The organism is Rhodoferax ferrireducens T118 (assembly GCF_000013605.1).
Taxonomy (GTDB): Bacteria; Pseudomonadota; Gammaproteobacteria; order Burkholderiales; family Burkholderiaceae_C; genus Rhodoferax; species Rhodoferax ferrireducens.
In genome coordinates, this window is record NC_007908.1 from 3,858,539 (window position 1) to 3,875,577 (window position 17,039).

Here is a 17,039-nt window from a genome sequence, read left to right on the forward strand (position 1 = left end):
AAACAGCGATGTTGCCGCATCCGGTGTGCTGCATGAAGTGGCAGAATTGACAAAATAAGCGCCAAAAATGCCATCGTCTCGCATCGCACTCCTGATTGAACCCGGCTCCACGCCGTCCAGTGTCATGACCACACTGGACATGATCAACATCGCCCGGCGTTACCCGCAGGCAGCGGATTGCCAGGTCGATCTGCTCTCCTCGATGGGCGGAGCCATTGAGCTTGCTGCGGCGGTGCGCGTGGAAACCCAAGCCATGCCAGCTTCACTGGCGCGTTATGCCGCAGTCATCCTGCCCGGCTTCTTTGCGGACGATGTCGCATCCCTGACGCTGCAGTTGCAAACCCTCTGGCAACCGGCCATGGCACGCTTGCGCACCGTGCGCCCGGGCACGCCGGTGGCGGCCAGTTGCTACGGCACCTTCGTGCTGGCCGAAAGCGGCTTGCTGGACGGGCGCCACGCCACCACCACCTGGTGGCTGCAGGCGGTCTTTCGGCAACGCTATCCCGCAATCCATCTGGATGCCGACCGGGTCTTGGTAGATGACGGCAACGCCATCACCGCGGGTGCCATGACGGCGCACACCGACCTCTCGCTGCACATGTTGCGCCGCCTGTTCGGCGCGGCACTGGCGCGCCATGTGGGCGGCATCATGCTGGTGGACGGGGCCAGAACCTCGCAACGCCCGTTCATGGCACTGCAGCGCCATTTTGCCGATCCGCTGATACAGGAAGCAGCTGACTGGATGGCGCAACGTTGCACGACACCCGTCTCCACCCAAGACCTGGCTGCCGCGCTGCACGTCAGCTACCGCACACTGCACCGCCGCTTCAGCGCCGCTGCAGGCATGCCGCCGCTGACCTATCTGCAGGAACTGCGCGTGGAACACGCCAAGGAGTTGCTCGAAGACAGCCGGTTGAGCCTGGAACAGATCGTGGAGCGCATTGGCTACAGCGATGTGTCGGCATTTCGACGGCTGTTCTCCAGAACCGCAGGCTTGAGCCCAGCGCAATACCGCCAACGGTTCAAAAGAACACTGTAACAACGGGCTATTGACACGGTGCTAAGCTTTGTCGCTTGTCAACACACCAGATGAGGATTTCCATGAACAGCATCAATTTCAAGCGTGAGATACAAGGCACCGTCGATCATGCGGTGGAGCGTGTGACCAAGGCGCTGGGTGAGGAAGGCTTCGGCATCCTGACGCGCATCGACATGCACAGCAAAATCAAGGAAAAAACCGGCAAGGACATCATCCCCACCATCATTCTTGGCGCCTGCAATCCAAACCTGGCCTATGAGGCCTACACCGCCAACAGCGACGTGGCGAGTCTGCTGCCGTGCAACGCCGTCATCCGTGAAGTCGCGCCGGGCGTGATTTCGGTGGAACTCGCCGCACCCTCGGGCTTGATGCGCATCCTGGGCGACGCGAAGCTCACCGCCATGGCGCAGGAGGCCGACGAGCGCCTCCAGCGTGCGCTGGCCAAGCTGTAGCCGACCGACCTGGTCCCCAGGCGTAACGCCGTTGCGCCCAACGCGTTGTATTTGTCAAGACCGGGCCATTGGGGCATGCGCCGGGCGTACCCGGCCGTTGAGCGGATAGGCCGGGTCGGTATAGCCAGGCGTGGACGGGTGGCCCGGTCTGACCAGGCTATCCACCAGTGCCTCATCTTCCTCGGCAAACACGTAGTCGAGCGCGGGCAGGTAGTCTTGCCACTGCTTGAGCGTGCGCGGCCCGGCAATGACCGAGCTGACCACCGGGTTGGCCAGCACCCAGCTGCAGGCAAATTGCGCCAGGCTGATGCCCTTGGCCTCGGCATGCACTTTAAGCTGCTGCGCGATCACCAGCGACTCTTCCCGAAACTCGGTCTCTGCCAGGCGCTTGTCGGCGCGGCCTGCGCGGCTGCTTGGGTCTGGTGTCTGCCCCGGCGGGTACTTGCCGGTGAGCACGCCGCGCGCCACCGGGCTGTAGGGCGTCACACCAATGCCGTAATGCGCGCAGGCTGGCAGCACCTCCACCTCAGGACTGCGGTTGAGCAGGTTGTAGTAAGGCTGGCACACCACGGGGCCTGGCATGCCAAGCTGCCCGGCCAGACGCATCAACTCGGCAATGCGCCAGCCCCGGAAGTTGGATACCCCCCAATAGCGAATCTGACCCGCGCGCAGCATCGCATCCAGCGCGCGCAAGGGATCTTCCAGGTTCATGCCGTTGTAGTCGCGGTGCAAGTACAGAATGTCCACGAAATCCGTTTGCAGGCGCGCCAGCGAAGCCTCCACTTCGCGCAGCATCCAGGAGCGCGAGTAATGGCCCTCGTTCACCCGGTCTGACATGCTGTTGCCGAGTTTGGTGGCCAGTACCCAGTCATGGCGCTGGCCCTTGAGAAGTTCGCCCACCATGGTCTCCGAGCCACCCTTGCTGTACACGTCGGCCGTGTCGATGTAATTCACGCCATGGGCGTGGGCATCGGCCACGATGGACGCGGCCTCGGCTTGACCGGTCTGGTCGCCGAACATCATGGTGCCCAGGCACAGGGCGGAAACTCGCAGATTGCTTTTGCCAAGAGAGCGGTATTGCATGAGGGCCTTTCAGATAGGAATGGAATGCAGTCTATGCCAAAGCTTCCATTTTTACATCGCGATCATTGACCACCGGCAGAGCCGCGTCAGAGTCCCCCCCTCAACGCGGGCTGCAGCCTGCGCGACGTCGGCGGCTGTCCTGGGTTTAGACTGCGCACCTAAGCGAAGCCCCGCTGCAAGTTCTGCGGGGCTTATTTTTTGTCCGTTTTTCTCGCGCCCTGACAGGACCTCGACAGGACTCCCATGAAATCACTGCTTGCCACTATTCCCAGGTTGAGCTACGCCTTGTTCGCCGCATTTCTGGTGGCGATGGCGGTGCGCAGCATACTGGACCAGACTCGTCCGCTCAAGTTACCGCAACATTTGCTGAACGACATCAACAGCGCGATGGCGACTTGGGAGCATGCTCCGAAAGCCCCGCGGTGGCCGAATAATCTGGAAGATCGAATGACCCAACCGGGCAAATGGAATGTGCCAACCACTACGTAAAAGACCTGCGCCGTCCTTCGGTCTGTGCTTGTCTGCCACTCGATGCACGCTCATGCGTTGCATGCTCGTGTTCTGCGCCATTTTTGGGCTCAGCACATCGGTGGCGGCATTGTCGGCACCCGCTCCGATTCTTCTGGATGAATCAAATCCGCTGGTACAGGCTTGGCCGGCGGTGACGCTGCTCTCCGACCCGCAAAAGAAGCTGGGCATCAAGGAAGTCATGGAGGCAAGGGACCGGTTCACCACACCAGAAACCGCCTATGGCACGCTGGGATTGCGCAAGGATGCCGTGTGGCTTCTGGTCCCGATCTCAGTGTCCAGCCAAAGCAATGGCCTTTGGGTGTTGGATATCGATTACCCCGTGCTCAACCGTATCGACGTCTACCTTACCCATGACAAAACCCTCATGGAACAAGCCAGGCTGGGCAGCCTGCAACCCCAAGACCAGCGACCCATTCGCAGTCGCTCGCATTCTTTTGGCTTGAAGCTGAAAGCGGGCGCCAACTACGATTTGTACCTGCGCATCGAAAGCAAGGGCGCCCTGATATTGCCCATCACGCTGAGCAAGCCCTCGGAATTTCATGCCAATGCGCTGGGGGAACAAATGCTGCAAGGCCTGCTCACCGGCCTAGCCCTGTGCCTGCTGGTGTACAGCCTGGCGCAATGGCTTACCCTGGGTGAGCCTCTGTACGTCAAGTACGCCATCCTCATATTTGGAAGCCTGCTGTTTTCAATGCTTCAATTTGGCGTCGGAGCCCAATATGTGTGGCGCGGCAATACGTGGATGGAACTCCATACCGCCGGTTTGGCATCGCTGATCGCCGCCACCGGCTCCTTCCTGTTTATCGAACAAGCCCTGGAGGGCCCCGACGTCCACCCATGGATCAGTCGGCTCATGAAAGCGGGTGCCGGTTTTACCGTTTTCTTTGCCTTGTGTTTCTCCTTTGACTTGATCGACATCTATATCGTCACGGCCGTCATCAGCACGCTGGGTCTGGCGCCAGCCCTGCTGGGTTTGCCGGGCGCCATTTCACGGGCACGTCGCGGCGACAGTGTTGGCATCTATTTTTTGTTGGCGTGGGCGGCCTATTTTGTGACGACAGCGGTCATGGTCGAAGTGATCAAGGGGCGCGTCGGCGTCAACTTCTGGACCCTGCACTCCTTCCAGTTTGGCGCCACCTTCGACATGTTGGTATTCATGCGGGTGCTGGGCTTGCGAACCAAAGCCTTGCACAAGGCGGTAGAACATGCCAGGCGTGAACGGGACAGCCTGCATTCGCTGGCACATACGGACCCGCTGACCGGACTGCCCAATCGCCGCAGTCTGAATGCTTCGATGGCGGACGCCATCAATCACGCCGGACCGGAAAATGTTGTCGCTGTGTATATGATGGACCTGGACGGGTTCAAACAAATCAACGACCAGTACGGTCATGACGTTGGCGATGAACTGCTGATCGCCGTCGCGGCGCGCCTGCGGGCCAATGTGCGTCACAGCGACCTTATCGCGCGCTTGGGTGGCGACGAATTTGTCGTGATATCCAGCGGTTTGCACAGTGTGCAACAAGCCAGAGACCGTGCCGACAAGCTTCTTGAGGCGTTCAACGACCCCTTTGCCTTGTCAGAGAAAATCTGCCGCATCGGTCTGACCATAGGCTATGCGCTTGCGCCCCAGGATGGGAGCGACGCCATCAGTCTTTTCAAGCGCGCCGATGCCGCCATGTATGCCGGCAAGAATGACGGCAAGCATTGTGCACGTCGCGGCGATGGCACAGTACCCGCCTCAAGTCATACGGACTGGCAACCACTCGATGGCAGCAAGGTCACGGAGTTCTAAGACCCTTGGCACGGCGGCGTGCACAGCGCCCATTGGCCGCCAGCCGTTCGACGTGTGTCTGTCAGCGTCCAACCAAGGCGCCATAGGCCTGACGCGTCTCGGGCGACACAGACTCAAGCAGCTGCGCATACGGTGTTTTGTGGCGCATCAGCATCCGGGCCGAGGCCACCGTTTTGGAGCGGCAGAACCAGTGGCAGGTGTGCTGCATCAAAAACAGCTCGGCCGACAGCGTGAAGGCTTTGTTCTTCTGCGTCAGATGACGGCTGTTTTGGGCCGCCTGTTCAATGCCATTGGCATGAATGCGCAAGGCCTGGCGCAGATCAAACGTGCTGTCTGGCAGCAACCTGTCAGCCCAGGGAATCGCCAACGCCAACCGGCTGACCCGCGTTTGCGCCTCATCGACGCCCGAAAACTCAGCCACAAAACGATTGAACTGGTCACACAGCGTCACCTCAGCCGCGTCCAGCATGCGCCAGATCTGCGTCTGGCGTTCGGGGTCAGGCTCAGACAGCGCACGCAGGTAGCCGTCGGTCAGGTTCTCCATCAGCTTTTCAATCTGGTATTTGCCCAGATAACTTCCCAGCAAGGCGATGCGTCTGCCCTGCTCGCGCGACTTGACCACGTAGGCGCCAGCGGCAAGCAATGTCAAAAGTACAAGTAATTCCATGGTTGGATGAGGTGATTGTTGGAATGCCGCTTGAGTGTAGTGGCCAGCCTGTTTGCGCCACGCGCTTGACTTGCCGCAATTCAGGGCGAGGGACGCCTGTCCGCGCCCTGCTCATGCTGTTCCAGCGCCAGCAGCAAACTGGTGCGATGTTCCCGCGCCACCACTTGCCAGGGCAAACCGCTCAGGGCGCCCTCCAGCGCCCACAGCAGATTCAGGCTCGCAGACCCGCTGCAACGCTTGACTTTGGCATAGGCCACCACTGAGCCCAGTTTTTTCAATTGCGCCAGGGTGCGGATACCGGCCGCTTCCAGCATTTGCCGCGATTTGGGCCCCAGGTTCGGCAGCGTTGCAACGGACGCCGCAGCGCCCTGGGCAACTCCACCAGGTTTAGCCGGTGCCGTGCGGACTTTGACCGGCCCAGGCGCTTCGACCAGGCTCAGTGCATCGGCAGTGACCCGCACCAGTTGACACAAGTTGTGGCGGTCGTCCCATTGATCGGCTGTCAGCAGCAAATGAGGCCTGGCACGCGGATAGGGTGCCGCCTCGACCACTTCCTCAAGCAACCCGCGCCCCTGCACCGTGTTTTTGAGAAACAGTTGGTTGTCGCACACCAGCCCGACCGGACGCCCGTCGTAATAAAGGCAGTATTCGCCAAACATCTTGCGCGCCGTCACGGCACCACAGTCCGCGAGTTGGTCAAGCAGAAAATCAATGATGCTTTGAGTGGTTGACATGGTTTACCTTGTGCCCGGCAAGCGGCGCCTGTTCTGAACTCCGTTACATCACAACCATCAGTCAAACACAACGATTGAAATGATCAGGCAAGAAACGTTTGGCAACAAGTTCAGAGCTTCGAAATGACTGACCACAAAAAAATCGCAGGGCTTGTCCCATGCGGTGACTCTGCGTAGGCGCGGCTTAAAAAGAGCAGCCCATCGGATGGGACCTGGTGTTGTATCAATTTTCGACGAGATATGCCTTGAAAAGTCAAGCACGCGTTTGAGCATTATCAATAGCTTAGATCGTGAATTGATCAAATGATTACACAACAGGAGAAATTCAAATGAAGTTCCTTGCCGTTGTTCTAAGTTCATCGATACTGGTCGCTTGCGGCGGGGGTGGCTCGGGCGGCCCAGCTTCATCCACCGCTGGACCATCCACGGATGGGTCATCAACCACCGGGTCATCGACCACCGGGTCATCAACCACTGGGTCATCAACCACTGGGTCTTCAACCTCTGGGTCGTCCACCTCTGGGTCGTCCACCTCTGGGTCATCGCCCCCTGCGGTATCGCCCGCAAGCCCTGAACTCGCAAAGTATGAGGGCGCGTGGCAGGAAAATTGCGTTGACCATTTGCGATTCACCAAGACCTTCATCGCAACGGGCAGCAGCACCTTCTCGGTCGCGACCAAAGAAGAATACTTCGACAACGCAGACTGCACCGGTGCTGTGGTCGCGACCGGCAGCTACGGTGTACCCGATGAAAACGTGCAGTACGCGCCGGCCCTGGCGGCCTCCGTCACATTGCCGACTGGCGAAAACATCACAGCCGACGTTAATCCTGCAACCTCAGTCTACGCCGTGGCAACCTTTAGCATCACGGGTAGCGGCGTAAAGTCGACGGAGCTTATTGGCACGACGCTGTACGCACGCATTGAATACACCGGCGGGTACGTCACCCCGCCACACCCGGCGTTAAACGGCCAAACCACCCAGGGCGCACTCCTGCTACGCAATGATGAGTTACTCGCCCTGGTGCCGATTGTTGGCTTCACGAACTCATTCAAGGTCCTTCATCGGTACGCTCGGTGATTGATCTGCTGGGCACGCCGTTGCGACGGTTGGGGCCAGAGGCCATACGACGCATGCTCCGCGAGACCTAAAACCCAGGGGGTCCGACAAACCGTCAGCCCCTGGCGGGTTCCATCTGAATCGAAGCTGCTCAGTCCAAGGCCATCAGGTGGGTCAAAAACTTGTCGGTGCCAACAAGCGGTCCCATCGACGCTGAACGGCCAGGGCGTCAACGCAGGCGCAAAATAGCCAAAACTCAGTGACGTCACGCAATTGCGTTACTCTGACCCCTCGCCAAAGCGACTTTTTGTAAACAACCTCAAAGCACTCGGTTCTTCCAGAAAGTATTCAATGCCCGCCGAAATCACGATCGAACGAATCATTCATCCGCATATCCTCACCTGCACGCCCGATACCCTCTTGTCCGATGCAGCGCAACGCATGGTGGAAACGCGTTGTAGTTCGATTCTGGTGGCCGTGGACGGGGCCATCGTCGGCATCTGGTCGGAGCAAGACGCGCTGGCATTGGATATAACCACCCCGCAGGCATTCCGTTGTCCCATCGCGCAACACATGACATCCCCGGTGAAAACCATCAATGTCAAAACCAGCCTCGGCGAGGCTGCCCTGCGTTTCCGGGAGGAAAAGGTGCGCCATTTCCTGGCAGTGAACGATGACGGAAAACATAAGGGCATTGTCAGCCAGACCGATATCGTGATCAACCAAGGAATCGAATACTACATTTCCTTGCGCGAAGTGCAATCGGTTCTGAATCGCCAGTATCCGATCATCCCGAGCGCGGCACCTTTGGGCGAGGCTGTGAGAAACATGCACAGCGGCCGCTTCGATGCCCTCATCACGCAATACCCGGACGGTGATTACGGCATCCTCACCGAGCGCGACGTGGTGCGCCTGATCAGCGGCGACAAGCCGATCGCCATCGTCGGCGAGCTTGCCAGCCGGCCGCTTATTTGCGTTCCCGGCGCTACCAGCCTCTATCAAGCGCGCAACCTGTTTATAGACAAGCACATTCGCCACCTCGGCGTCACCGGCAGCGACGGCAAGCTGTTGGGGCTGGTGACGTTCGCCGAACTGCTGGCGAGCATCGAGCACGACTATATTCGTGAGTTACGCGAAACACTCAAGAAACGCGAGCGCAGTCTGGTGATTTCCAAGCAGCATCAGCGCCTGGCCGCCAAAGTGTTCGAGAGTACGTTCGAGGGCATCATGATCACCAACGCCGAAAGCGTGATCGAATCGGTCAACCCGGCTTTTACCCAGATCACCGGCTTCATGGCGCATGAAGTGATCGGCAAGACCCCGGCCATCCTTTCTTCTGGCAAGCACCAGGAAATTTTTTACCGCAAGATGCGCGAAGATATAGCCGCCACCGGCCATTGGCAGGGAGAAATCTGGAACCGGCGTCGCACCGGAGAAACCTATCCGGAATGGCTCACGATCAACGCCGTCAGTAACGATGACGGCGAGGTCACCCATTATGTCGGCGTTTTTTCCGACATCACCACACGCAAGGCGGCGGAAGAACAAGTGCTTTTTCTCGCCCACCACGATGGCCTTACCGGCCTGCCCAACCGCGCCTTGTTCGCCGACAGGCTGCACCAGGCTATCGTTCACGCCCACCGCGACCGGGCCAAGGTGGCGGTGATGTTCCTTGATCTCGACAACTTCAAGCAGACCAACGATACCCTGGGACATCACATTGGCGACCAACTGCTGCAAATGGTCGCGCAACGCCTGACCAACTGCATGCGAGAGGGCGACACCGTTGCACGCCTGGGTGGCGACGAATTCACCGTGGTTCTCGAATCAATCACCAACACGGGTGACATCGCATACCTCTCGCAAAAAATCATCGATACCGTGTCCCATCCACTCCTGCTCGATGGACATGAAATCGCCGTGACCTGCAGTATCGGTGTCAGCGTCTATCCCGACGACAGTGAAGAGTCCGATGACTTGATCAAGTATGCCGACACGGCGATGTACCGGGCCAAGGAAGGTGGGCGCAACAATTTCCGGTTTTTCATCGCACCGGGAAAGAAATAGGACCGGTCTCGACGGGACGCCTGGCGTGCCATGCCTTACCGATACAGGAGGAGCGTGACCCACCGCAAGCCCGAGGCAAGGCTCGGGCGCCAGTTACTGATTTTTCTTGGCGACTTCGTTACCGATGTATCCACCACCCAAGGCGCCGGCTATGGTTGCCAGGGTTTTACCATTGCCACCACCCACCTGATTGCCCAGCAGTCCACCGACCACTGCGCCCACGCCAATTCCAACTGGACTATTTTGAGCAGCAGGTGCCGCAGGCGGCTGCGAAGGCACCGGGGCATATTGCCGAGCCGGCTTGACAGGCGCACGCGTGTATTGATGCACTGCAGGCTTGCTCTGCATGGCCTCGTTGGCACCCCTCTCAGGTATGGCGGCCAGCGGCGTCGGCACCGAAGCAACCACGCCAGTCTTGGGCGCACTGTCTGCTGCGGAACTGTGTGACTTCGGTAGAACGTCCGTGATAGCGGCAATACCCACCAGGCAGACCAGCGTGACAGATACTGCTGCGGCTGCCAATAAGGGATGAATGCGATTGGATGTTGGTGTCATGTTCATAAGAAATTTTGTTGAGTAAATCGCCATTTGGCGTGCGTATGCATTAAACGTTCGAGCGATGAAATGGGGTGTACTCAGATTGTTTCGTTTGTAAGGTCCGGTAACGACGTTGAAAAACATCAGCTGCCTTTCAAAGTGAACTTCGACTGCCGAGAAAGTTCGTCGACAACCGCAAACGGGAAAGAGCTTTTTCACGTGTCCATGTTTGCAGGTGTCGCGGTGCGCGTGGTCGACAGTTACATCGCGGGCGAGGTGGCTTCGTCAAAGGTCAGGATCAGCGGGGTGCCAATGGCTTACCATGGCCGTTGACGCCCCCTACGTGGGATGAGCGACGGGATAATCTTCGTCTCTATGGGAAGTTTCAAACCGACGTGATCACAAAATGTCTTTACTAATTATTGATGCGCTGAACATCATCAGGCGTATTCACGAGGCTATTGCCGAGCCAGACAGCGAGGAGAAGGTGGCCGACACCATCAAATCAAGCCTGGGCTCGTTCAAGCGCGCCCTCAAGACCCACAGGCCGACCCACGCGGTTGCGGTGTTTGACCATGGGGGTCGCACCTGGAAACATGACCTCTATGATGGCTACCAGGCCAACCGCAAACCCATGCCGCAACCCTTGCGCGATGGCTTGCTGACCCTCAAGCGTGAACTGCATGACATGGGCTTGCACTGGATTGCCATTGAGGGCATAGAAGCGGACGATGCCATTGCCGCGCTGGTCGAGAAATGGTGCAAGTACAGTGCAAAACAAGCCATCATTTTGTCGACCGACAAGGACTTTTTGCAGCTGCTCAATGACCAGGTCTGCATCTACGACCACTTCAAAGAGGTTTGGCGTGACTCAGCTTATGTGCAGGAGAAATTTGGTGTCACACCATCGCAGATGGGCGATCTGCTGGCCCTCATGGGTGACGCAGTGGATGGCGTCCCCGGTGTGGACAAGGTCGGCCGCAAAACCGCAGCCACGCTGCTTCGCATCAACGGCAATCTTGACCGACTGATCTCCAACGCCGACAAGGTAGGGGGCCAGGTTGGCGCGAATCTGCGCAAGGGAATTGAGATAGCCAGGCTGTCCAGACAGCTGGTTTCATTCAAGACCGATAGGCCGCTTGGGCTGACCTGGAAGATGCTGGCGCAGGTCCGGATACCAACACCCCCGTCTCACACCATGGCCGATAGTTCGCCATGAGCACACTACAGCGGAGTCCGGTGGTCTGACCAGAGACCTCACCCATGACATCCGACACTGATGGCAACCCGACTTTGAAGACCCTGCTGGCGGTGCTGAAGTTGGTCGGGATGCGATTGTCGGTGGAGCCGGAGAATCACGCGCACGCGTGGACTGACTTGGTATGGGACCGTCTTAGACACAGACCTGACATCCACATCTCCAGACAGCAGACATTCAAAGTTTCATTTTCGACGCCCACTGCGGATATGAACCATGGTAGGACGGGTACAACAGTAGAAGTCGTTGCCTGCCGATGAACCGGTTCAACCGATCATTGTCACGACAGTGTCTTTCAGACTTCCTTCCACCCAGAGGTCCTTGGCCTTTGCGAGAATCTCCCAATAGGGACGGTCCTGCATCAGTTTGGCGTTGAGCTGGGCCATCTCTTCGAGGCTGTTCATATCAAAAAACCAGTAAACCCTCGTGCTGCCAAACATCTGGGCGCCCGTCTTCATGCTCATGTTATAGGCCTTGTTTATATGGGATGTAACTTCGTTGCAGAACTGAAGTGCTCCCGGCATGTCCACCGCACTCTTGACGGCGGCACTACGAATGAAGCGATACATAATGGACTCCTATGAATTTTGGTCGGTCGCATCCGTCTCAACCAAGTACGGAAAACCTTTTCATCGCAATACAGATGCGGGTTCATAATGTGCTTCGGGATGGCTGATGCTTTTGAGAATAATCAACTGATTCGGTCATGGTTGGAGACCTGACGAAGGCCTATTGCGTAGTTTGAAGCGGAAGATCAGCGCTGCCCGGATGCGTGCCACTGCCGTTGCGATGGTCGCCACCGAGGCTGTATGTGACCACCCCGGGGTGACAGCCATCACGCGCTTCAACTCGCGCAATTGGGCATCCAGAAAGCTTACTGCGGTGACCGACCGCTTCCGCTGCGGTCCGGGTCTACAATTTTCTCCAGACCTGACATTCGCCTCGACGCTCGGCATCCGGCGACGGCGGCTGACTCTTCAAGACACACAGGCGACCGTCGACTTTCGGAACTGCTTACTCTAAAGCCGACATCGGCACGAGTGGCTTGACCGTCGGCAAAGTGGAGATGATTTCACCGACTGGAGCAACCGCCGTCGACGAATACAAGCCGCAGACCAGTGATTGCCTCCAAGATATAAAGATGCTCGGGCATCGGTCGTGGAAAGAATGCAATTCAGTCCTCAATTTGTGCCGATGAAATCGCTGTTTGCATCTCTGCGCACAAGCCATATAGCTGTTGTGCCGCCGGCGTTAGCACTGATGATCGTCGCTTGATCAGTCCCATCTTGCGTTTAACGACCGGATCGACCAGTGGCACACTGACCAGCAAGGGGTGATCTGCGGCTGGCATGGCCATGGCGGGCACGACGGCAACCCCCAACCCTGCCTCGACAAGTCCGATCATTGTTGTGCCATGCCGGGTTTCGTACATGCTCTGGGGTTTATCGTTGACACCAGCCAACGCCTGGTCCAGTAGCAATCGATTGCCTGATGACTTGTTTGCGGAGATGAAGTCGTATTGAGCCAGTTCCGACCAGGTTACCTGCGTCTTTTTGGCCAGGGGGTGGTCGCGCCGGCAAGCGGCCACAAAGTGTTCTTCCAGCAGCGGCTCAAACTCCACATCGTTTTCTTGCGAGCCGACAAAGTTCAAGCCAAAATCGGCTTCACCGCGTGCCACCGCAATCAGGACTTCGTTTGCGCTGTCATCTATGATCTTGACGCGGATTTTTGGGTAGCGCTGGTGGTAAAGAGCAATCACGCCGGTGAGGAAGTAGTTCACTGCCGAGGGCACACAGGCCACGGTGACCTCGCCCATCCTGGTAGCCGCGACTCCGCGAATCCCCAGCAGGGTGGTGTCGAGTGCGTCAAGTATCTGTCTGAGCTGCCGATCGAAGTCACGTCCCACGGTGGTCAGATTGACGCGTCGGGTGGTGCGATCGAGCAGACGCACGCCAAGCGCTTCCTCCAGCTTTTCAATGCGCCGGCTGAACGCCGGTTGCGAGATATGCACCGATTCAGCTGCCTTGCGAAAACTGCCCATTTCCGCCACAGCCCTGAAGGCCAACAAGTCATCGAGGTCAAAGTTCATCGTCATCTCATTATTTGGGGTCTATTGATGCATATTGTGGATCAATCAATCCTAAATATGCAATTCACAAATCAACACAAGGACGCGATCATTCGCGCCAGCGTTTTCGCCGATCTTGAAATCCAGGACGACACAACGCGAACCGAGTAACCGAAAAAAATATTGGAAGACAAACTCATGAATCCTTATAAGCAGGCCACCAAAGCCTGTGTCTCAATAGCTGTTCTGACTGGGGCCTGCGCCGTCAACGCGCAAAGCACAGTCGCCCTTCACGGTATTGCAGACGCCAGCGTACGCTGCACCGACGGCCTTGGCATTGACTACGGCCCTTCAGGTGCAGCCACCGGCGCCTATCGGCTTGACAACTCCGTCAAATACTCGGGCAAGTTCAGCGACTTCACTGTGCAGGCCACGCATGCTTTTGGTGAACAAGCCGCCAGCTCATCGGCCCTGTCCTCCTCGGGCGTGGGCATGAGCTACCAAACCGCTGATGTTGCGGCAACCCTGGGTTACGCTGAATTCAAAAGTGCAGCGAACCTTCAACTCAAAGGCTATGTGGCAGCGACCTTACCCGGCGCGGCCAATGGCATGTCGCTCGGGCTGGTGCACACCTCTTAAAAGCGGATACCCGTTCAATCCCTACAAAACCAGGAGACAAGAATGACCCCAAATACCACCCAACGTGTTGTTACAAGAGCGATCAAAACGCTGACCGGCCTCTTCACATGCGCCGTACTTTCGATGCCAATGGCGGCGTTGGCGCAAGCCCCCATCATCATCAAATTTTCACATGTCGCTGCCATTGACACACCAAAGGGCCAAGCAGCTGAATACTTCAAAAAAATCGTCGAGGAGCGCACCAAAGGTCAAGTCAAGGTCGAGGTGTTTGCCAACAGCACCCTGTTTAAGGACAAAGAGGAGCTTGAAGCGCTGCAAATCGGCGCGGTGCAGATGCTGGCCCCGGTGCCGGGCAAGTTTGGCCCGCTTGGTGTCAAGGAATTTGAGGTGTTCGATTTGCCCTATATCTTCAAGGACATCGATGCGGTGCACCGTTTTGCCCGCGGCCCGGGCGGTGCCAGTCTGTTGAAAAGGCTCGAATCGCGCGGTGTCACAGGCTTGGCCTATTGGGACAACGGCTTTCGGGTCATGAGCGCCAACAAACCGATCCACGTCCCCAGCGACATGAAGGGGCTGAAGATGCGCATCAACTCCAGCAAGGTCAATGCATCCATCATGAAGTCGGTCGGTGCGCAGCCGCAAAGTCTGGCGTTTTCCGAGGTCTATCAGGCGCTGCAAACCGGTGTGGTCGATGGCACCGAAGGCCCGCTGTCCAACCTGTACACACAAAAGCAATATGAAGTGCAGAAACATGTGACTTTGAGCTACCACACCATCAGCAACTATGTGGTGGTGACCAACAAGAAGTTCTGGGACGGCCTGCCAGCCCCCATTCGCAGCACACTCGAAACCGCCATCAAAGATGCCACAGTCTTCAATGACAGCGTGGCAGAAAAAGATGAGGCGGCATCGCTTGCCGCCATCAAGGCCTCAGGCAAGTCCACGGTGTACGCACCGAGTGCCGCCGAACGGGACGCATGGGCCAAAGCCATGGCCCCGGTGCATGCCGAAATGGCAGACCGGGTCGGAGGCAAAACCTTCATCGACACGGTACGCGCCGCCTCGGCGAACTGATCCCCTGATTTATCAAGACAGCCCGTCGGCCATCCACTAGCAGTATGGCCCGGGCATGAACACGCCCCAAAAGTCTGGAGACACGCCATGAAATTTCTTGATCGACTTGAGGAGACGTTCATCGCCTTCCTCATTGCCGGTGCCACGCTGGTTATTTTTGCAGCCGTGGTGCACCGCTTTGTTGCCTCCTGGAGCATTCCCGTGGTTCAGGAACTGGCGCTTGCCATCAACATGTCCTGGGCGCAGGAGCTGTGCATCATCATGTTTGTCTGGATGGCCAAGTTTGGCGCGGCCTACGGTGTGCGCACCGGCATTCACGTCGGGGTCGATGTGTTGATCAACCAATTGGGCGAACGGAAGCGCCGACGGTTTGTTCTATTCGGGTTGCTCGCAGGTGCGCTGTTCACCCTCATCGTCGCTGTGCTCGGGGTCCGCTTTGTCTGGGAAAACGGCGCGCACTACGCCTTCATGAATACATTGGGACAAGCTTCCGAAGGCATATTTCCCGGGCCGACGACGCCTGATCTGGAGTGGCAAACCTGGATCGTCTATTCGGCCGTTCCGCTGGGCACGGCCCTGATGTGCTTTCGGTTTTTGCAGGTGGCCTGGACTTTTGCCCGCACCGGCGAACTGCCGCACCACGACCATGGCCACGTAGACGGCTTGGACGAACCCGATGTCGAAGACGAATTCCATCCGCATGACCTGCACACCTCGCGCCACGGCAACGCCAAAGGGAACCCATAACCATGAGCACTGCTGTCATCCTCTTTCTGCTGATCGCGCTCATGCTAACCGGCATGCCGATCTCTATTTCGCTTGGACTTACCGTCCTTTCGTTTCTGTACCTGTTCACCCATGTGCCGATTGAGTCCGTCGCACTCAAGCTGTTCACCGGCATCGAGAAGTTCGAGATCATGGCGATTCCGTTCTTCATCCTGGCGGGCAACTTCCTGACCCACGGCGGCGTGGCCCGGCGCATGATCCATTTTGCGACCTCCATGGTCGGCCATTTCTACGGTGGCCTGGGACTCTCCGGTGTGGTGGCCTGCGCCCTGTTTGCTGCAATATCAGGCTCGTCACCCGCTACGGTTGTCGCCATCGGTTCGATTTTGTTGCCGGCCATGGTCAAGGCGGGCTACCCCATGAAATTTGGTGCCGGTGTGGTGACCACGGCCGGCGGGCTGGGCATTCTGATTCCGCCGTCGATTGCGATGATCATCTACGCGGTGGCCACCAATTCGTCGATTGGCGCGCTGTTCATGGCCGGTGTGATTCCCGGCCTGCTGCTGGCCGTGTTGCTGGGCGTGACCACCTGGTATGTGGCCCGCAAAAACAATTACCCACGCCAGCGCAAGGCCAGCTGGGCCGAGCGTTGGAAAGCCCTGCGTGAAGCCATCTGGGGCGTGCTGTTGGTGGTTATCGTGATGGGTGGAATCTACTCCGGTGTGTTCACGCCCACAGAGGCTGCTGCGGTAGCGGCGGTCTACGCCTTTGTCATTGCAATCTTTGTCTACAAGGACATGCAACTTAAAGACGTGCCCAAGGTCTTGGTTTCCTCGGCCAATATGAGCGCCATGCTGCTCTACATCATCACCAATGCGGCTCTGTTCTCTTTTTTGATGTCTTACCAGCATGTGCCCGAAGAAATGGCGGGCTGGATGTTGTCGCAGGGTTTGGGTCAGGTCGGATTCCTGTTGATGGCCAACATCTTGCTGCTGGCGGCGGGCAACTTCATGGAGCCTTCCTCCATCATCCTGATCCTGGCGCCCATCCTCTTTCCCATTGCCATCAAGCTGGGTATTGACCCCATCCACTTCGGCATCATCATGACGGTGAATATGGAGATCGGCATGTGCCACCCGCCGGTTGGCCTGAACCTGTACGTGGCCTCGGGCATCACCAAGATGGGCATCACCGAACTCACGGTGGCGGTCTGGCCCTGGCTGCTGACGATGCTGGGCTTCCTGGTGCTGGTGACCTACTGGGCCCCGCTGTCCATCTGGCTGCCAAAAGCCCTCGGAATGATGTAACAAA

Annotated in this window: 18 protein-coding genes and 1 pseudogene; 12 read left to right on the forward strand and 7 right to left on the reverse strand. The window is 57.9% G+C overall.

The genetic code is table 11. The features are described from left to right. Nucleotides 1-67 precede the first annotated feature (67 nt). Both RFER_RS17560 and RFER_RS17565 read left to right on the forward strand, forming a co-directional pair. Entirely contained in the window at nt 68-1,039 is a 972-nt protein-coding gene (locus RFER_RS17560) for a GlxA family transcriptional regulator (RefSeq protein ID WP_011465737.1), read from the forward strand. A gap of 62 nt (nt 1,040-1,101) precedes the next feature. After that, nucleotides 1,102-1,491, forward strand: coding sequence for a DUF302 domain-containing protein (locus tag RFER_RS17565; protein ID WP_011465738.1), 390 nt, complete (start codon nt 1,102-1,104; stop codon nt 1,489-1,491). 54 nt (nt 1,492-1,545) lie between these two features. Here RFER_RS17565 and RFER_RS17570 read toward each other — a convergent pair whose 3' ends face one another. Then, nucleotides 1,546-2,574 (reverse strand): aldo/keto reductase, encoded by a 1,029-nt coding sequence (locus RFER_RS17570; RefSeq protein ID WP_011465739.1) that lies wholly within the window; start codon nt 2,572-2,574, stop codon nt 1,546-1,548. A gap of 243 nt (nt 2,575-2,817) precedes the next feature. Between RFER_RS17570 and RFER_RS17575 the strand changes: the two genes are divergently transcribed. Continuing rightward, on the forward strand, nt 2,818-3,063 hold the full coding sequence (locus RFER_RS17575; protein WP_011465740.1) for a hypothetical protein: 246 nt from the start codon (nt 2,818-2,820) through the stop codon (nt 3,061-3,063). 52 nt (nt 3,064-3,115) lie between these two features. Further along, nucleotides 3,116-4,900: a diguanylate cyclase gene (locus RFER_RS17580; protein WP_166485754.1), complete on the forward strand. Its 1,785-nt coding sequence runs from the start codon at nt 3,116-3,118 to the stop codon at nt 4,898-4,900. Nucleotides 4,901-4,961: 61 nt separating this feature from the next. On the opposite strand, the gene RFER_RS17585 is transcribed toward RFER_RS17580, so the two are convergent. The 3 genes from RFER_RS17585 to RFER_RS24225 form a co-directional block, all read right to left on the reverse strand. After that, nucleotides 4,962-5,567, reverse strand: a complete 606-nt coding sequence (locus RFER_RS17585; protein WP_011465742.1) for a hypothetical protein — start codon at nt 5,565-5,567, stop codon at nt 4,962-4,964. A gap of 80 nt (nt 5,568-5,647) precedes the next feature. After that, nucleotides 5,648-6,301 (reverse strand): TfoX/Sxy family DNA transformation protein, encoded by a 654-nt coding sequence (locus RFER_RS24675; RefSeq protein WP_011465743.1) that lies wholly within the window; start codon nt 6,299-6,301, stop codon nt 5,648-5,650. Nucleotides 6,302-6,626: 325 nt separating this feature from the next. Then, nucleotides 6,627-6,833 (reverse strand): hypothetical protein, encoded by a 207-nt coding sequence (locus tag RFER_RS24225; RefSeq protein WP_244095741.1) that lies wholly within the window; start codon nt 6,831-6,833, stop codon nt 6,627-6,629. An 88-nt stretch (nt 6,834-6,921) separates the two neighbouring features. Here RFER_RS24225 and RFER_RS24230 point away from each other — a divergent pair, with 88 nt between their 5' ends. Together RFER_RS24230 and RFER_RS17610 are read left to right on the forward strand one after the other, a co-directional pair. Further along, the gene (locus RFER_RS24230) at nt 6,922-7,380 is read left to right on the forward strand and encodes a vacuolating cyotoxin family protein (RefSeq protein ID WP_041790934.1); all 459 of its coding nucleotides are present in this window, start codon (nt 6,922-6,924) and stop codon (nt 7,378-7,380) included. Between the two features lie 330 nt (nt 7,381-7,710). Next, entirely contained in the window at nt 7,711-9,426 is a 1,716-nt protein-coding gene (locus RFER_RS17610) for a diguanylate cyclase domain-containing protein (protein WP_011465745.1), read from the forward strand. A 93-nt stretch (nt 9,427-9,519) separates the two neighbouring features. Here RFER_RS17610 and RFER_RS24965 read toward each other — a convergent pair whose 3' ends face one another. After that, nucleotides 9,520-10,182, reverse strand: a complete 663-nt coding sequence (locus RFER_RS24965; protein ID WP_279587680.1) for a glycine zipper 2TM domain-containing protein — start codon at nt 10,180-10,182, stop codon at nt 9,520-9,522. 187 nt (nt 10,183-10,369) lie between these two features. On the opposite strand from RFER_RS24965, the gene RFER_RS17620 reads away from it, so the two are divergent. Both RFER_RS17620 and RFER_RS23585 read left to right on the forward strand, forming a co-directional pair. Then, the gene (locus tag RFER_RS17620) at nt 10,370-11,182 is read left to right on the forward strand and encodes a 5'-3' exonuclease H3TH domain-containing protein (RefSeq protein ID WP_011465747.1); all 813 of its coding nucleotides are present in this window, start codon (nt 10,370-10,372) and stop codon (nt 11,180-11,182) included. Between the two features lie 47 nt (nt 11,183-11,229). Then, nucleotides 11,230-11,331, forward strand: a pseudogene (locus RFER_RS23585) (transcriptional regulator); the annotation flags it as partial. Between the two features lie 156 nt (nt 11,332-11,487). On the opposite strand, the gene RFER_RS17625 reads toward RFER_RS23585, so the two are convergent. Next, a complete protein-coding gene (locus RFER_RS17625; protein ID WP_011465748.1) occupies nt 11,488-11,790 on the reverse strand; it encodes a hypothetical protein in 303 nt (100 codons plus the stop codon). A gap of 605 nt (nt 11,791-12,395) precedes the next feature. After that, nucleotides 12,396-13,316, reverse strand: coding sequence for a LysR family transcriptional regulator (locus tag RFER_RS17635; RefSeq protein WP_011465749.1), 921 nt, complete (start codon nt 13,314-13,316; stop codon nt 12,396-12,398). 171 nt (nt 13,317-13,487) lie between these two features. Between RFER_RS17635 and RFER_RS17640 the strand changes: the two genes are divergently transcribed. The 4 genes from RFER_RS17640 (at nt 13,488) to RFER_RS17655 (ending at nt 17,035) form a co-directional block, all read left to right on the forward strand. Next, nucleotides 13,488-13,928 carry a hypothetical protein gene (locus RFER_RS17640; protein WP_041790938.1) on the forward strand — a complete coding sequence of 147 codons (441 nt, stop codon included), beginning with the start codon at nt 13,488-13,490 and terminating at the stop codon, nt 13,926-13,928. A 123-nt stretch (nt 13,929-14,051) separates the two neighbouring features. Continuing rightward, nucleotides 14,052-15,002, forward strand: a complete 951-nt coding sequence (locus RFER_RS17645; protein WP_049765693.1) for a DctP family TRAP transporter solute-binding subunit — start codon at nt 14,052-14,054, stop codon at nt 15,000-15,002. A gap of 87 nt (nt 15,003-15,089) precedes the next feature. Further along, a complete protein-coding gene (locus RFER_RS17650; protein ID WP_011465751.1) occupies nt 15,090-15,749 on the forward strand; it encodes a TRAP transporter small permease in 660 nt (219 codons plus the stop codon). 2 nt (nt 15,750-15,751) lie between these two features. Then, entirely contained in the window at nt 15,752-17,035 is a 1,284-nt protein-coding gene (locus tag RFER_RS17655) for a TRAP transporter large permease (RefSeq protein WP_011465752.1), read from the forward strand. Nucleotides 17,036-17,039 lie beyond the last annotated feature (4 nt).

What these genes read in the sequence shown, in the direction of transcription:
- RFER_RS17565 (WP_011465738.1), top strand. Translation starts at nt 1,102, where the DNA reads ATGAACAGCATCAATTTCAAGCGTGAGATACAAGGCACCGTCGATCAT.
- RFER_RS17655 (WP_011465752.1), top strand. Translation starts at nt 15,752, where the DNA reads ATGAGCACTGCTGTCATCCTCTTTCTGCTGATCGCGCTCATGCTAACC.
- RFER_RS17610 (WP_011465745.1), top strand. Translation starts at nt 7,711, where the DNA reads ATGCCCGCCGAAATCACGATCGAACGAATCATTCATCCGCATATCCTC.
- RFER_RS17650 (WP_011465751.1), top strand. Translation starts at nt 15,090, where the DNA reads ATGAAATTTCTTGATCGACTTGAGGAGACGTTCATCGCCTTCCTCATT.
- RFER_RS17645 (WP_049765693.1), top strand. Translation starts at nt 14,052, where the DNA reads ATGCCAATGGCGGCGTTGGCGCAAGCCCCCATCATCATCAAATTTTCA.
- RFER_RS17625 (WP_011465748.1), bottom strand. Translation starts at nt 11,790, where the DNA reads ATGTATCGCTTCATTCGTAGTGCCGCCGTCAAGAGTGCGGTGGACATG.
- RFER_RS17575 (WP_011465740.1), top strand. Translation starts at nt 2,818, where the DNA reads ATGAAATCACTGCTTGCCACTATTCCCAGGTTGAGCTACGCCTTGTTC.
- RFER_RS17560 (WP_011465737.1), top strand. Translation starts at nt 68, where the DNA reads ATGCCATCGTCTCGCATCGCACTCCTGATTGAACCCGGCTCCACGCCG.
- RFER_RS17635 (WP_011465749.1), bottom strand. Translation starts at nt 13,316, where the DNA reads ATGACGATGAACTTTGACCTCGATGACTTGTTGGCCTTCAGGGCTGTG.
- RFER_RS17580 (WP_166485754.1), top strand. Translation starts at nt 3,116, where the DNA reads ATGCGTTGCATGCTCGTGTTCTGCGCCATTTTTGGGCTCAGCACATCG.
- RFER_RS17620 (WP_011465747.1), top strand. Translation starts at nt 10,370, where the DNA reads ATGTCTTTACTAATTATTGATGCGCTGAACATCATCAGGCGTATTCAC.
- RFER_RS24675 (WP_011465743.1), bottom strand. Translation starts at nt 6,301, where the DNA reads ATGTCAACCACTCAAAGCATCATTGATTTTCTGCTTGACCAACTCGCG.
- RFER_RS17585 (WP_011465742.1), bottom strand. Translation starts at nt 5,567, where the DNA reads ATGGAATTACTTGTACTTTTGACATTGCTTGCCGCTGGCGCCTACGTG.
- RFER_RS17640 (WP_041790938.1), top strand. Translation starts at nt 13,488, where the DNA reads ATGAATCCTTATAAGCAGGCCACCAAAGCCTGTGTCTCAATAGCTGTT.
- RFER_RS17570 (WP_011465739.1), bottom strand. Translation starts at nt 2,574, where the DNA reads ATGCAATACCGCTCTCTTGGCAAAAGCAATCTGCGAGTTTCCGCCCTG.